Annotated in this window: 14 protein-coding genes; 3 read left to right on the plus strand and 11 right to left on the minus strand. The window is 65.8% G+C overall.

Features of this window, described 5'->3' with window-relative positions; genetic code table 11:
• Positions 1 to 2 precede the first annotated feature (2 nt).
• From IAU68_RS07360 to rimP, 9 genes are all read right to left on the minus strand, one after another.
• Complete coding sequence (locus tag IAU68_RS07360; RefSeq protein ID WP_171192665.1) at positions 3 to 656, minus strand: 4'-phosphopantetheinyl transferase family protein; 654 nt, start codon at positions 654 to 656, stop codon at positions 3 to 5.
• Positions 656 to 1456, minus strand: a complete 801-nt coding sequence (locus IAU68_RS07365) for a metallophosphoesterase family protein (RefSeq protein WP_171192666.1) — start codon at positions 1454 to 1456, stop codon at positions 656 to 658. Before IAU68_RS07365 ends, IAU68_RS07360 begins: the two co-directional genes overlap by 1 nt.
• Entirely contained in the window at positions 1453 to 2787 is a 1335-nt protein-coding gene (locus tag IAU68_RS07370) for an MATE family efflux transporter (RefSeq protein ID WP_171192667.1), read from the minus strand. The genes IAU68_RS07365 and IAU68_RS07370 overlap by 4 nt, the downstream gene beginning before the upstream one ends.
• Positions 2784 to 3770, minus strand: coding sequence for a DHH family phosphoesterase (locus IAU68_RS07375; protein WP_231698992.1), 987 nt, complete (start codon positions 3768 to 3770; stop codon positions 2784 to 2786). The genes IAU68_RS07370 and IAU68_RS07375 overlap by 4 nt, the downstream gene beginning before the upstream one ends.
• The gene (gene rbfA / locus IAU68_RS07380) at positions 3770 to 4210 is read right to left on the minus strand and encodes a 30S ribosome-binding factor RbfA (RefSeq protein WP_171192668.1); all 441 of its coding nucleotides are present in this window, start codon (positions 4208 to 4210) and stop codon (positions 3770 to 3772) included. The genes IAU68_RS07375 and rbfA overlap by 1 nt, the downstream gene beginning before the upstream one ends.
• A gap of 99 nt (positions 4211 to 4309) precedes the next feature.
• On the minus strand, positions 4310 to 7153 hold the full coding sequence (infB, locus tag IAU68_RS07385; RefSeq protein WP_171192669.1) for a translation initiation factor IF-2: 2844 nt from the start codon (positions 7151 to 7153) through the stop codon (positions 4310 to 4312).
• 106 nt (positions 7154 to 7259) lie between these two features.
• Entirely contained in the window at positions 7260 to 7592 is a 333-nt protein-coding gene (locus IAU68_RS07390; RefSeq protein WP_171192670.1) for a YlxR family protein, read from the minus strand.
• Positions 7593 to 7765: 173 nt separating this feature from the next.
• Positions 7766 to 8779, minus strand: coding sequence for a transcription termination factor NusA (gene nusA, locus IAU68_RS07395; RefSeq protein ID WP_171192671.1), 1014 nt, complete (start codon positions 8777 to 8779; stop codon positions 7766 to 7768).
• Positions 8776 to 9327: a ribosome maturation factor RimP gene (gene rimP / locus IAU68_RS07400; protein WP_171192672.1), complete on the minus strand. Its 552-nt coding sequence runs from the start codon at positions 9325 to 9327 to the stop codon at positions 8776 to 8778. Before rimP ends, nusA begins: the two co-directional genes overlap by 4 nt.
• Before the next feature lie 30 nt (positions 9328 to 9357).
• On the opposite strand from rimP, the gene IAU68_RS07405 reads away from it, so the two are divergent.
• Positions 9358 to 10143 carry a DUF4439 domain-containing protein gene (locus tag IAU68_RS07405; RefSeq protein WP_231698993.1) on the plus strand — a complete coding sequence of 262 codons (786 nt, stop codon included), beginning with the start codon at positions 9358 to 9360 and terminating at the stop codon, positions 10141 to 10143.
• On the opposite strand, the gene IAU68_RS07410 is transcribed toward IAU68_RS07405, so the two are convergent.
• Positions 10140 to 11927 (minus strand): proline--tRNA ligase, encoded by a 1788-nt coding sequence (locus tag IAU68_RS07410; RefSeq protein WP_171192673.1) that lies wholly within the window; start codon positions 11925 to 11927, stop codon positions 10140 to 10142. The two genes, IAU68_RS07405 and IAU68_RS07410, sit on opposite strands and share 4 nt — an antisense overlap.
• Positions 11928 to 11958: 31 nt before the next feature.
• Here IAU68_RS07410 and IAU68_RS07415 point away from each other — a divergent pair, with 31 nt between their 5' ends.
• Positions 11959 to 12624, plus strand: coding sequence for a YaaA family protein (locus IAU68_RS07415; RefSeq protein ID WP_171192674.1), 666 nt, complete (start codon positions 11959 to 11961; stop codon positions 12622 to 12624).
• Here IAU68_RS07415 and IAU68_RS07420 read toward each other — a convergent pair.
• Positions 12608 to 13465, minus strand: coding sequence for a hypothetical protein (locus IAU68_RS07420; RefSeq protein WP_171192675.1), 858 nt, complete (start codon positions 13463 to 13465; stop codon positions 12608 to 12610). The two genes, IAU68_RS07415 and IAU68_RS07420, sit on opposite strands and share 17 nt — an antisense overlap.
• A gap of 246 nt (positions 13466 to 13711) precedes the next feature.
• On the opposite strand from IAU68_RS07420, the gene IAU68_RS07425 reads away from it, so the two are divergent.
• Positions 13712 to 14434, plus strand: a complete 723-nt coding sequence (locus IAU68_RS07425; RefSeq protein WP_171192676.1) for a DUF1648 domain-containing protein — start codon at positions 13712 to 13714, stop codon at positions 14432 to 14434.
• Positions 14435 to 14436: the final 2 nt, after the last annotated feature.

The raw sequence follows: 14436 nt of genomic DNA on the forward strand, positions 1-14436 counted from the left end.
CGTCAGCGCACGTAGGTGGAGGCGATGACGTAGCCGCCGCGCACCACCCAGCGGCCTTCAAACAGCGGCACCGGGGCTGGGCGTGCGAGCAGTTGGGAAATGAACGTGCCGTCGGCGCGCAGCTCGATTTCCGCCTCGTCGAAGTCCAGCCAGCGCCGCGTCATTGGGAACCAGCACTTGTAGGTTGCTTCCTTTGCACAAAACAACAGCCGGTCCGCCCACGGCTGCCCGTTTGCGCGCATGCGCTCCACCATTGCGATCTCAGTGTCGCTCGCGATGGAGCGCAACACCCCGTCCGGCAACGCCTCGGCCGGCTCGGCGTCCAGCCCCATCGAGTGGACGTGGCGGGTGGAGGCGGCCACCGCGGCGCGCAGCCCGTCGGTGTGGGTGAGCGAGCCGGTGTAGCCCTCCGGCCACAGCGGCATGCCGCGCTCGCCGCGCAAGATCGCTCCGGCGGATTCCACGCCGAGTTCGCGCAGCGCCTCGTGGGCGCACCAGCGCGCGTCGCCGAACTCGCCCTTGCGAACGTCCACGGCTGCTTTAACCTCTTGCCGCTCGGCGGGGTGTAGATCGTCGTAACGCGTCAGATCCCCTGCGTCGTCGGTAAGGAAAAACACGCACCGCGCCTCCGGAGGGAACAGCGAAATGTCCTGCATCACTGCTCAACCTCCATGACCGGGTACGGGAACGGCCGCCCAGGTGGATAGTGCTGCCACTCGCGCGGATAGCCCAGGGAAACCTCGATGTGGTCGACACCGTCGACGGTGGTCACCCCCGGCATGTGCAGGTGACCGTACACGACTGCCTGGGCGTCGTAACGCTTGGGCCACGTGCGCGTGTGCCGGGTGCCGCACCACAGGGCGATTTCCGCCCACTTCATCTGCTGCACCGGTTCTTGCACGAGCGGCCAGTGGTTGACCAGGATCGTCGGCCCGCTGATGCGCGACAGGCGTTTCGTGGTGTACGCCAGCCGGTCCCAGCACCAGCCGCGGATATCCACGAACGGGGCGATGGCGAACTCGTCGGTCATCACCACGCTTTTCTCGTGGGCCGCCTGCAGCGCTTCGTCGACAGTGAACTCGCGGCTGCGGAACGAATAGTCGTAGAGGGTAAACAGCGGCGCGACAGTCACCCCGCCGAAGACCGGATAGCGGTCCTCCGGGGTGATCACGCCGATGGACCGCATCGCCTGCACGAGCATGGCGTACTTCTCGCGCCCCCGGTAACGGTCGGCGGAGCGGCAGAACAGCTCGTGGTTGCCCGGCACCCAGATCACCGTGTCGAAGCGCTCGGCGAGGTTTCCCATCACTTCGACGATCAACTCAAAACGCTCCGCAACATCGCCGGCAACAATGAGCCAGTCCGATGGGTCAGCCGGCTGAATCTCGGCGATTTTCGGGCCGTTGAGCTTCACCGCGGCATGCAGGTCGCTCACAGCCCAGAGGGTGGTGGTCATGCACCCTGTTTACCATCGACGTCGGTCACGGCCCACCGCATCGAGCGGAACCGCAACACCACGCCGACGAGCCGCACCAGCACCTGGCCGAGCTGTCCGACCCAGATGCCGGTAAGCCCCCAACCAAACGCGCCGGAAGCGAGAATGATCGGCAGCGCAACCCCGATGAGCGAAAACAGCGTCAGGTTACGCAGGTAGGCCGCGTCGGACGCACCGAGCAGCACACCGTCGAGCGCAAACACTGCGCCTCCCGCCACGATCATCGCGATGAACAAGAACCACGGGGCGACAAGCGTATCGACGACCGCCTCATCCGCCGTAAACAGCGACAAAATCGGCTCGCGGAACACCGCGAACACCACCGCCAGCGCCACAGCGAACACCATGGAGTATTTCAACGCCACCTGGCCCACCACGCGGGCGTCGTCAGCGCCGCCGCGGCCGAGCGCGGAACCGGTCAGCGTCTGCGCCGCGATGGCCAACGAGTCGAGCACAAGGGTGAGGAAGTTCCACAGCTGCAGCATCAACTGGTGCGCCGCCAGCGCAACTACACCGAAGCGGCCTGCCACCGCGGCGGCGGTGAGCAACGAGACTTGGAACGACAGGGAGCGCAAAATGAGGTCGCGGCCGAGCACCAGCTGCTTTTTGATGATCTCCCAGCGCGGCGTCCACCCGTGGCCGGAGCGACGGTGTTCGCGAATCAGCGCGACAACGAACAGCACTGAGGTAATCCCCATGCCGATGACGTTGGCCACCGCGGATCCGACCAGCCCGAAGCGATTTACCAACAGCGGCAGCGACACCGCTCCGGGGATCAGCCCGCACAGCGTGAGCAAAAAGGGCAGCCGGGTGTTTTGCACCCCGCGCATCCAGCCGTTGCCGGCCATGATCACAAGCGTCATCGGGATGGCGAACGCGCACACCCGCATCCACGACGCAGCGCGCACGCTGGTGTCGTAATCGCCTGCGAGCGCCTGGGCTAGCGGCTGGGCGAACACCCACACGATGGTGGCCAGCACCGCACCGACGCCGAGTGCGACCCAGGTGGCTTGCACCCCCTCCTCGATCGCTTTCTGGCGCTTGCCGGCTCCGAAAAAGCGGGCACTTCGCGCGGTCGTGCCGTAGGACAAGAATGTCAGCTGCGTGGTCACCGTCGACTGGATGGCAGCACCGGCCGCCAACGCCGCCAGCTCAGCGGTGCCGAGCCTGCCGACGACCGCCGTATCCAACAACAGATACAGCGGGTTGGCAGCAAGCACCCCGAGCGCCGGCAGCGCGAGCAGCAAAATGTCGCGCGCGGACGGGGTCCGCGAAGATACGGCCCCCGTCATCGCTGCGACACATCCGGCAGGGCAGCGAGCAGGTCGCGGACGACATCCTCGCGGGTGCCCAGTCCCGTATAGCCCGCAGCCGCGGTGTGCCCGCCGCCGCCGAGCGACGCCGCCACCGCGGAGACGTCGACGATGGTCGAACGAAGCGACACCGCCCAGTTCCCCTTCTCCTGCTCTTTGAGCACGACGCCGACGTCGGTGCCTTCAAGCGCGCGGGCGTAGTCGATGATCGCTTCCACCGCGGTCTGGCTCATGCGGGTGAGCAGCCCCACCGGAACGGTCAGCACCGCAACGTTGAGGCCCTTCGCCGGCATGATCTGCGTCTCTGCCAGGACTGAGCCCATCTGCTGCAGGTCGCTCGCGCTCATCGTGTCCATAAGATCCAGCGCGATCTGGCGGGTGTTTAACCCGAACTCCATCAACTCGGCGGCGAGCACATGCATGCGCGGTGTGCCCCACCGGAAGTTGCCGGTATCGGTGACCAGCCCCGCGTACAGGCAGTAGGCGATGTCGTCGTCAAGCGTCACGCCCAGATGGGCAAGCAGTTCGCGCACCATCACGGTGGTGGATTCAGACTCGACGATGAGGTTTCGCCCGCCGAAGCCGGGGTTGGTGTTGTGGTGGTCGATCACGATCACCCGCTCCGGGTCCGCCGAGATAGCTGGCAGGTACGTCCCGGTGCGGTCGGCGGACGCGCAGTCCACCGTCACCACCACACCACCGTCGGGCAGCTCGCCGCCGTAGATGATGTCGTCCACGCCCGGGATGGTGCGCATGTTGTCAGAATGCGGCACCGACTGGCCGATGTAGACGTTGTTGCCCACACCGAGTTGGTCCAGCCCTTTCGACAACGCGCACGCCGAGCCGATGGCGTCGGCGTCGGGTTTGACGTGGGCGATCACATGGACCCGCGCAGCAGAGCGGATCCGGTCTGCCACCGCAGCGAACTGCTGGGTGTACTTCGGAAACAGTGAGACTTCCACTACTCCCCTTCACCGGAGCGCTTGTACGGGTCCGCATCGCCGGCCGGAGTGGCGTTGGCGCGCAGCCGCGCCAGCTCCTCGTCGCGGGCGCGGGCGCGGTTGAGTAGCTCCTCCATGTGTGCAGAGGACTCCGGCACCGTGTCGCGCTCAAACGAGATGGTCGGCGTGAACCGCACCGAAAGCTGGTCGCCGACGATCTTGCGGATCTGCCCGCGCGCCCGGTTGAGCGCTTCGGCGGCCTGCTCGTAATCGGGCTCGTCGTCAATTTCGACACCGCGGACGGTGTAGTAAATCGTCGCGTCGTGGAGGTCTCCGGTGACGCGCGCGTCGGTCACAGTGACCAGTTCCAGCCTGCGGTCTTTAATCTCCCGCTCGATTGCGGAAGCGACGATCGTCTGGATCTGCTTCGCCAGACGCTGGGCACGTGGGTTGTCAGCCATGTCACTCCTTCTTGAGAAACTTCCGGATAGTGTAACCCCCGCCCTGCGCGTGTTCGCGCGGAGCGGGGGTTTCGTCGTCAAGCAGTTGCTTTGCGACGACTAGTCGCGCGGCACCTCGACCATCTCGTAGGTCTGGATGATGTCGCCCACCTGGATATCCGGGTAGGACAGCACCATGCCGCACTCGTAGCCCTTGGCCACCTCGTTGACGTCGTCCTTCTCACGGCGCAGCGACTCGATCGTCGCGTCCGGCGTGATGACGTTGCCATCGCGGACCAGGCGCAGCTTCGCGCCGCGCTTGACCTTGCCCTCGGTGACCATGCAGCCGGCGATGAGGCCGACAGCGGAGGCCTTGAAGATCTGGCGGATCTCCGCCTCGCCCAGGTCGCGCTCCTCGTAGATCGGCTTGAGCATGCCCTTGAGCGCGTTCTCCACGTCCTCGATCGCCTGGTAGATGACCGAGTAGTAGCGGATCTCGACGCCCTCGGCGTTGGCCTCCTCGGTGGCCTTGCCGTCTGCACGCACGTTGAAGCCGATGATGATCGCGTCCGACGCCGCCGCCAGGGTGACATTGGTCTGGGTCACAGCACCGACACCGCGGTCGATGATGTTGACCTGCACCTCGTCGTCGATCTCGATCTTGAGCAGCGCATCCTCCAGGGCCTCCACCGAACCGGCGTTGTCGCCCTTGAGGATGAGGTTAAGCTGGCTGCGCTCCTTGAGCGCCTGATCCAGGTTCTCCAGGGACACGCGCTTCTTGCTGCGGGCCTGCATCGCCGCGCGCATACGCGCGTCACGCTGCGCCGCAATCTGGCGCGCCACGCGGTCGTCCTCGACCACGAGCAGGTTGTCGCCCGGGCCCGGGACACCGTTGAGGCCCTGGACCTGGACCGGACGGGACGGGCCCGCCTCTTCCACGTCATTGCCCCACTCGTCGACCATGCGGCGCACGCGGCCGAAGTTGCCGCCGACGACGATGGAGTCGCCGACACGCAGCGTGCCGCGCTGCACGATCACGGTGGACACCGGGCCGCGGCCGCGGTCCAGGTGGGACTCGATTGCCACACCCTGTGCGTCCATGTCCGGGTTTGCCGTGAGCTCGAGCGCTGCATCGGCGGTGAGCAGGACGGCCTCGAGGAGGTCGTCGATACCCTGGCCCTGCTTCGCGGAGATGTCGACGAACATGGTGTCGCCGCCGTACTCCTCCGGCACGAGCCCGTACTCGGTGAGCTGGCCCCGGATCTTGTCCGGCTGAGCCTCCGGCTTATCCACCTTGTTCACGGCAACCACGATCGGCAGATCGGCCGCCTTCGCGTGGTTGATCGCCTCGACGGTCTGCGGCATTACGCCGTCGTCCGCTGCCACCACAAGGATGGCCAGGTCGGTCGACTTCGCACCACGGGCACGCATGGCGGTGAACGCCTCGTGGCCCGGGGTATCCAGGAACGTGATCTTGCGTGGCTCGTCCTCGAGGGTGACCTCGGTCTGGTACGCGCCGATGCCCTGGGTAATGCCGCCGGCCTCGCCGCGGCCCACGTTCGCCTTGCGGATCGAGTCCAACAGACGGGTCTTACCGTGGTCGACGTGGCCCATGACGGACACCACTGGCGGGCGCTGCTCGAGCGCCTCTTCGCCGCCCTCATCCTCGCCGAACTGCAGGTCGAAGGACTCGAGCAGCTCGCGATCCTCGTCCTCGGGCGAGACGATCTCAACCTCGTAGTTGATCTCCGCGCCGAGCAGCTGCAGCGTCTCCTCGGACACAGACTGCGTAGCGGTCACCATCTCGCCGAGGTTGAACAGCGCCTGCACCAGCGAGGATGCATCGGTGTTGATCTTCTCTGCAAGGTCGGACAGGGTCGCACCCTGACGCAGGCGCACGGTCTTGCCGCCGCCGTCAGGCAGTCGAACGCCACCGATGACGTTCGGCTTGTGCATCTCCTCGTATTCAGCCCTCTTCTGGCCCTTGGACTTGCGACGCTTGCCGGGCGCACCACCCGGACGGCCGAATGCACCTGCGGTACCGCCGCGGCGTCCGCCGCGGCCGCGGAAACCGCCGCCCGGACCGCCGAAACGCGGACCACCCGGGCCGCCACCGCGACCACGTCCACCGCCGCCACGGCCGCGACCACCCGGTGCGGCTGCCTTGGACGGCATCTGTGTCGGCGACGGACCTGCCGGCATATCCGCCGGGGACGGACGGGAACCGCCGCCCTGGCGAGCGCCGCCCGGACGCGGGCCACCCTGGCCCTGACCGCTGCGGCCGCCACCCGGACGACCCCCGCCCGGACGAGGCGGACGCTGGCCACCGCCGGAGTTGGACGAGAACGGGTTGTTGGCCACGCGCGGGCGGCCGCCCGGCTTGGGCATCGGACGCGGCATCGCGCCCGGCTTCGGACCATCACCCTTCGCCGCCCCCGGCTTCGGAGCTGCAGGCTTCGGTGCACCAGGCTTCGGTGCACCAGGCTTCGGAGCTGCAGGCTTCGGTGCACCAGGCTTGGGAGCGCCAGGCTTCGCGGCGCCCGGCTTCGGAGCAGCAGGCTTGGCCGCACCCGGCTTCGGAGCAGCAGGCTTGGCCGCACCCGGCTTTGGGGTCGGCTCGCCGCCGGCCGGCTTAGTGGCCGGGTCCTTCGGCGCGGACGGCACCGGCTTCGCCTGGGCCGGCTTGGCTCCGGCAGGCTTCGGCGCCGCCGACTTTGCACGGTTCTGACCCGGCTTCTTCAGCGGCGGCTTCTTCGGAGCCGGCGCGTCCTTCTTCTCGTCCTTCTCGGACGCGCCGCCGTTCTTTTCGGCGTAGTGCGCCTTCATTTTCTTTACGACGGGCGGCTCGATCGTCGAGGACGCCGTCTTCACAAACTCGCCCTGCTCTTTCAGCGTGGCGAGCAATTCCTTACTTGTTACGCCGAGCTGTTTAGCCAACTCGTGTACGCGTAGCTTTCCGGACACATGTCTCCTTGTCGTTGATGCTAGGAGCCAGGTGCCCTTCGGCTACCGGCCCCTAGACGTGGTCAGTGACTTTCATCGCTGATGCTGCTTCATGGTTGCGTACTCATCAGTGTTCGGTCTTTCCTTTATCGTCTGGGTCGTTTGCCCCGCCGCCCTTACGTTGCGACGAAGCGAGGTACGTACGTACATGACCTAGGTCCACTTGCGTAGACAGACGGAGCGCCCGCCCGAAGGCGCGACGTTGTTCCGCCAGCTCGACTGCGTCCAACGACGGGGTGATCCATGCTCCCCGCCCAGGTAGTGTTCTGCCCGGATCGGCGAGGATCCTTCCCGGCACGTCCGGGTCGGCGACCACGCGCAACAGTTCGACGTCGGGGTGCGTCTGGCGGGTGGCAATACAGGTGCGTGTGCGAATGGGGTGCTTGCGCGATCCGCTCATCCGCATCCTTTCCGCATACCTCTATAAACCCGTCTTCACACCGACGCACGATCCGCGCGCGGCGGGCCGCCGCACCTGACGTGCGGACGCAAAGCCAGAGAACACTGTACGCCAAAACCCGCAGAAACTGTACTTCCTGCGGGTTTGTGGTCATTTGCCTGAGAAGGCGGAAATTATTCGTCGTCCACGGCGTCCGCGTCGGAGCGGATATCGATCTTCCACCCCGTCAGACGCGCAGCCAGGCGGGCGTTTTGACCCTCCTTGCCAATGGCCAACGACAGTTGGTAATCCGGCACGGTGACGCGCGCTGCCTGTGCTTCGAGGTCGAGCACGGTCACGTCCACCACCTTCGAGGGAGCCAGCGAGTTACCGACGTACTTGGCCGGGTCGACATCCCAGTCGATGATGTCGATCTTTTCGCCGCCGAGCTGCTGCATAATGTTGGACACGCGAGCGCCGCGCGGACCGATGCACGCGCCCTTGGCATTGACGCCCTTGACCGTCGCGCGCACAGCCACCTTGGAGCGGTGGCCGGCCTCGCGGGCGATGCTGACGATCTCCACGGAGCCGTCGGCAACCTCCGGCACCTCGAGCGCGAACAGGCCACGCACCAGCTCCGGGTGGGTGCGCGACAGGTTGACCTGCACGCGCTTGTCGCCCTTGTTCACGCCGACGACATAAGCCTTGATGCGGTCGCCGTGGCGCAGCACCTCGCCCGGAATCTTCTCGGCCGGCAGCAGGATGCCGTCCTGCGGGTCGGCCTCGGTGCCGAGCTGCACGATGCTGATACCGCGGGATTCCGCGTGCGCGTCTCGCTGCACGATGCCGGAGACGATCTGGCCCTCCAGGCCGGCGTATTCACCGTAGACGCGACCGGCCTCCGCCTGGCGCAGGCGGCCCTTGATCGCGTCGCGCACGGCGACGGCACCGATACGGGAGAAATTCACCGGGGTGTCGTCGTACTCGGAGACGACCTCGCCGTCGTCGTTTAGCTCGCTGACGATCACAGCGACATCGCCGGTGTCGGTGTCGATGTCCACACGCGCCTTGGCCCCCTCAGTCGCGGGGACCTCCTTGAACTCGCGGTACGAATACAGCAGCGCATTCGCGATGGTGCTGAGCAGGTCGTCCATCGGGATACCCTGCTGCGCCTCGATGTTCTTCAGCGCGTTCAAGTCAATATTCACTTGTTTCCTTCCTGTTCCGCTTTCGCGGCGTCGAGCTCTGCAAACGCCTGATCCGCCAACTCAACCTCTGCTGCCGGGGGCGCGTTGAACTCAATTTCTACCACCACACCAGCAATTTCCGAAACCGGTGCGACACGGATTTCTTCACCCTTCTTCGTGGTACGCACCAGCGCCACGTTCTCCTCCGCATCGTCGAGTGGGCCCATGCGCCACGCTTCGTCCCCCACCTTCACCAAGCGCCCGCGGTTGCGACGGAAGTGGCGTGGGGCCGTCAACGGCATGTCCACACCCGGAGTGGTCAGCTCCAGGGTGTAGCCGGCGCCGAAGTTCACTTCGCCGCGGGACTCGGTGTCGTCGAAAAGCGCGGAGAGCTCGTTGGACACTTCTTCGAGCTCGTCGAGCGTCGGGTGCGTATCCGAATCGAGCGCGATGACCACCTGCGACTTTTTGCCCGCCTTGACGGTGCGGATGTTTTCAATGTCCATCGCGTACGCCGCGACTACCGGGCTGATCAACTGCTCAAGTTCGTCGTTCGTGGGAAATGCCATGCGTCAAACCTAGCGTGTAACGTGCAGCGGGTGAAGAAACTGATGGTGCTGCCGGCCGCGCTGCTGTTGACCAGCTGCACGGTCATGGATGTTGTCGGACCGCGCGCCAACGGCGAAATCATGTCGCTGGCAAAGCAGGCTACGGCGGACGAGGGCTCCGCCAACGCCGACTGGGCTGAGTTGCGCACCTTCCACAGCGTGCAGCTTGTCGACGAAGCACTGCGCCTGTGCGGCACCGACACCGCCGGCGAGACTCCGTCGTCGTGCAACGTCGAACTCGACGAAACAGATCTGCCCTCGGCAGATGCGGGCGCGCTGCTCGAACGCACCGTCGTCGCAGCGGACAAGGTGCCGGAGGAATCGGTGGACCTCGTGGTCGCGCAGGCCGTCGACGCTGTCGCGCTCGCCCCCGTCAATCTCGACCGCATCGAGGGCCCGCTTGCCGACGACACCGCCTCCGCCGCCGACCTCCTCGCCCGCGAAAACGCACTCTACTACGGGCTCGGCATCGCACTGGCGCACGCCGACGGCGACCTGCGGGCGCGCATCGGTGCGCTGCGCGAGGCGTCGCACGAACGCACCGCGGCGCTTACCCGCCTGCTCGACGGAGCGGACGGGCAGGCGCTTGTCCCCGCTGCCGGCTACTCCTTCGCCGACGGTTACGCCGAGCCGGAAACAGCAGACCAGGCCACCGAGCTCGTAACAACGATGCAAGACGACCTGGTCAAACAATGGCGCTACGCCGCGGCGCACGCAGAGTCGAAGCAGTGGCGTGAGGCGGCGATTCTGCTCGCCGCCCACGCCCAGCGGGCTTAGCCCAGACGCTCAGTCACGAGTTCCTGGACCTTGACCACGATCTCGTTGGCCGGGACCTCAAGTGTCTCGCCGCCGCGGATGCGCAGCTCCACGTTGCCGTCCGCGAACGCGCGGCCCAGGATGACAATAAACGGCATGCCGAGCAGTTCGGCGTCTTTGAACTTCACGCCCGGGGAGACCTTCGGGCGGTCGTCGAATAGCACCTCGAGGCCCGCGTCGGAGAGTTCAGCGGCGATGCGGTCGCCCGCCTCGAGCGCCGCGGCGTCCTTGTTGGCCACCGCCACGTGCACCTGGTACGGCGCGATCTCGACAGGCCAGACCAGCCCCTTGTCGTCGTGGCGCTGCTCCGCGACCACGGCCAACATGCGGGAAATGCCGATGCCGTAAGAACCCATCGTCGGCACGGCGCGCTTGCCGTTTTCGTCCAGAATCTGCACGTCCATGGCCTCGGTGTATTTGCGGCCCAACTGGAAGATGTGGCCCATCTCGATACCGCGGGCGAGTTTGACGGTGCCGTTGCCAGTCGGCGACGGGTCACCCTCCTTGATCTCGGCGGCCTCGACGAACCCGTCGACCGTGAAGTCGCGGCCTGCGACCAGGCCCACGACGTGCTTCTGCGGCGCGTCGGCGCCGGTGATCCACGACGAGCCCTCCACCACGCGCGGGTCGGCGAGCAGGCGCACACCGTTGGCCTGCAGTGCGCGGGGGCCGACGTAGCCCTTGACCAGGAAGTCGCTCTTGGCAAAATCTTCGTCGCTCGCCAGCTCGAAGGTGGCCGGCTCGAGCGAGGCCTCGAGGCGCTTTTCGTCCAGTTCGCGATCGCCCGGGATAAGCACTCCAACTAGCTGGGGGCCGACCGGCTCGCCGTTTTCGTCCACGGCGCGAGGGTCGTCGACCTTGATCATCATGCATTTGAGGGTGTCTTCGGCCTGGGCGGGGTGGTCGTCGACACGCACCCCGGCCCCCTGCGCCCACTCGACGAGCGCATCGATGGTCTCCGACGACGGCGTGTCGTGCTCGACCGCTTCCGGCAGGCCGTCGATCGCACGCGGGGCGGGCGCGACCGTGGTCACGGCCTCGACGTTGGCGGCGTAATCGCCCGCGGTGGAAACCACGAAGGTGTCCTCGCCGTTGTCGGAGTACGCGAGGAACTCCTCGGAGGCGGAGCCGCCCATTGCACCGGAGGTGGCCTTACAAATCTCGTAACGCAAGCCCACGCGGTCGAAGATGCGCTGGTAGGCCGCGCGGTGGTTGGCGTAGGACTCGTCGAGCCCCTCATCCGACATGTCGAAAGAGTAGGAGTCCTTCATCACAAACTCGCGCCCACGCAGGATGCCCGCGCGCGGACGCGCCTCGTCGCGGTACTTCGTCTGGATCTGGTACAGCGTGACCGGGAAATCCTTGTACGAGGAGTACAGGTCCTTCACGGCCGCGGTGAACATCTCCTCGTGCGTGGGTCCGAGCAGCATGTCCGCGCCCTTGCGGTCTTTGAGGCGGAACAGCTCGTCGCCGTATTCGTTCCAGCGGTTCGTCGCCTCGTACGGCTCGCGGGGAAGCAGCGCCGGGAACAGCAGCTCCTGGCCGCCCATCGCGTCCATCTCCTCGCGCACAACGCCCTCGACCTTGCGCAGCGCGCGCAGCCCCAGCGGCAGCCACGAGTACACGCCCGGCGCGGCGCGGCGCACGTACCCGGCGCGGACCAGCAGTTTGTGGCTCGGCACTTCAGCATCGGCGGGATCTTCGCGCAGAGTGCGCAGGAACAGCGTGGACAGGCGAGTAATCATGCGGGGCAGTTTACCCGGTAGCTTTGTGCGCATGCTGATCGTGCTCCCACCCTCCGAAACCAAAGCGCCCGGCGGTGTCGACGCGGCGATGTCGTTGTCGTTTCCGTCGCTCGATCCCGTCCGGGCTTCGCTTCTCGACGAACTCTCGCACACGCTTGTCGATGCCCCCGCCTCCAAGCAGCCCGAGGCGGAGGAAAACCTCACGCTGCGCTCCGCACCGGTGATGCCGGCGATCGAGCGCTACACGGGTGTGCTGTACGACTCGCTCGATGTGGCCTCGTTGTCTGCTGATGCTCTGTCCCGCCTTGCCGTGGGGTCTGCGCTGTTCGGTGTGGTGCGCGCTGGCAACCTCATCCCCCGCTACCGCCTGTCCGCGGGCATGAAGCTGGACGGCAAGACGATGCGCGCCTGGTGGGGCTCCGCAGTCACGGATGTGTTGTCGGAGTGCGGGTTTGTCGTCGACATGCGCTCCGGCGCCTACCAGCAGCTCGGGCCGGTCTCAGGTGCGGGGACCGTGCGTGTGGAGCAGGCGGCAACTGGCAAGGTGATCAGCCACTTCAACAAGAAATATAAAGGCGAGCTGGCCCGCGCGCTGGCGCCGCACGATGCTGCGTCTATCGGCGATGTCGCCGATATCGCGGCTGCTGCCGGGTTCGACGTTGCCGTCGACGGCACGCTGCTCACAATGCGCGTGTGACAATCCGCGGCTGCGCGAGGAAGGTGCGGACGTCGTCGATAAACTCCTTCTCCCTGAGCAACAGGTCGCTCCGCGACGGCCTGATAGCGAACACTCCCGTCTTCAACAGGTGCTTCTCTCGTCTGCGCTCGAGCCGAAGCGTCTCGTCGGTTTTCTTGAACGTCACCCCGTCGTACTTGTAGTCACCGTCGATCTCGATGATGAGCCATCCGCGGCGTAAGTCCACTTCGTAGCCGGCGAAAATGCCGTTGACGATCCAGTCGTCGGCGACATGCTCGATAAGTATCGCCCGGGCGTACGACTCGAACGGCGAACGCGAATTATCAACCGCGTATTTGATCACCTTGCGCAGCACCGCGATGCCTTTCACGCGGCCGAGCTTGGCCATCTCTTCCACCACCGTCTTTCGGTCCGTGTGGTGTTTGAGCAGCCAATCCATCGCGACCAGCCCCTCCCTGAACCCGTGCCGCAACGCGATCTCGAACGCGGTAGTCACCTCGTCGGTGGCGCGCAAAGTATCGAAGTGCCTGATGGTGGCTACCCTGTTCCTGGCGCGGTGGTACACGGTTCTTGCTGGCCACTGACCTTTCGGTGGGGTCCTGCCGTTTGGCAGCAGTAGCTCGACCGGTTCGTGCCGGTCCGTGGTCACCACCCACATCCCCAACACCCGCGCCGCTGACCTGCCAGCAAGAGCCGCCTTCCTCGCCGCTTGGCCGCCCGCTACCGCTTGCACCCACCGCTTCTCGTAAAACTCCAGCGCGCGAAAGTCGGTGCGGTGCATCGCGTGCCGCGACGACAACATCACGACGTTGCTGTGTGTCTTTCCTTCGCGGGGGATCACTTTCCCCAGGATCTCCCGCTGCCTCCCCACATCCATGCGTCAAACATGGCAGAGCGACGTCGTTTGCGAAAGAGCAGGACGTTATCTGTGGATAACTTCGCGCCTTGCTGTCCCGCGTTATCCACAGGCCTAAAAGTAGATATCGTCTTTTACCAAGTCTGGAGAAAGGCGACCTGGGGTTTTGCCCCGGTTTCGACCGTAAAAGTCGATATCGTCGTTTCCTTTGGGGCTGCTAACCTCCCCTTCATGCGCCCCAACCACCGCCGTTACGCTGCGGCCGCCCTCATCTATGCCGCCGCATTCGCGTACATCCTGCTGCGCTGGGATGTGATTCCCGACCCGGTCCCGGTGCACATCAACACCGCCGGTGAGGCGGACGGGTTCAAACCGAAAACGCTAATCAACGCAACAGCCCTGCTGGTTATCGGCATCATCATGTCGCTGGCCATGCCGCTGTGCGTCCCGCCGAGAGCGCTGGCCCGGCAAATGGTCGACGTCCCCGTCGCCGACGCGCTGCCTGTTTCGGAAACGGCGACCCAGCGCGTCGAGAAGCTTTGCGACGCGGCCGCCACCGTCATGTCCAAAATCGTCCTCGCGATCGCGGCCCTGTTCGCCATACTGAACATCTCCATGGTGGTGCCGGATGTGAACCTCCCCTTCTGGCTGGAGATCGTCATGTGGGTCGCGTTTATGGTCTACGTCGTCGCAGTGGCGCTTCGGATTAGCCGCAGCAACGACAGCATCGCGCCGGGCGCCGAGGAAGAAACCCGCAACCACCACCTGCGCTACGCGGGCGGTATGGGAACGTACAACGCCCCAAACGACCCGATGGTCGCAGCGGTGTTGCCGTCTAACCCGGGAAAGATCGCGGTCAACACCGCGCACGCGCCGGGCAAGCGGTACCTGTGGCGGGTGGCCGCAAGCATCATCGCGATCGCCGCCGCGTGTATTGTCCTGCCGTTTATCTAACC

Origin of the sequence: Corynebacterium lujinxingii (assembly GCF_014490555.1) — a bacterium.
GTDB lineage: Bacteria > Actinomycetota > Actinomycetes > Mycobacteriales > Mycobacteriaceae > Corynebacterium > Corynebacterium lujinxingii.

Excerpts from the sequence above, each read along its gene's own strand:
- IAU68_RS07360 (WP_171192665.1), bottom strand. The coding sequence starts at position 656 with ATGCAGGACATTTCGCTGTTCCCTCCGGAGGCGCGGTGCGTGTTTTTC.
- IAU68_RS07365 (WP_171192666.1), bottom strand. The coding sequence starts at position 1,456 with ATGACCACCACCCTCTGGGCTGTGAGCGACCTGCATGCCGCGGTGAAG.
- IAU68_RS07370 (WP_171192667.1), bottom strand. The coding sequence starts at position 2,787 with ATGACGGGGGCCGTATCTTCGCGGACCCCGTCCGCGCGCGACATTTTG.
- rbfA (WP_171192668.1), bottom strand. The coding sequence starts at position 4,210 with ATGGCTGACAACCCACGTGCCCAGCGTCTGGCGAAGCAGATCCAGACG.
- IAU68_RS07390 (WP_171192670.1), bottom strand. The coding sequence starts at position 7,592 with ATGAGCGGATCGCGCAAGCACCCCATTCGCACACGCACCTGTATTGCC.
- rimP (WP_171192672.1), bottom strand. The coding sequence starts at position 9,327 with ATGGCATTTCCCACGAACGACGAACTTGAGCAGTTGATCAGCCCGGTA.
- IAU68_RS07410 (WP_171192673.1), bottom strand. The coding sequence starts at position 11,927 with ATGATTACTCGCCTGTCCACGCTGTTCCTGCGCACTCTGCGCGAAGAT.
- IAU68_RS07415 (WP_171192674.1), top strand. The coding sequence starts at position 11,959 with ATGCTGATCGTGCTCCCACCCTCCGAAACCAAAGCGCCCGGCGGTGTC.
- IAU68_RS07425 (WP_171192676.1), top strand. The coding sequence starts at position 13,712 with ATGCGCCCCAACCACCGCCGTTACGCTGCGGCCGCCCTCATCTATGCC.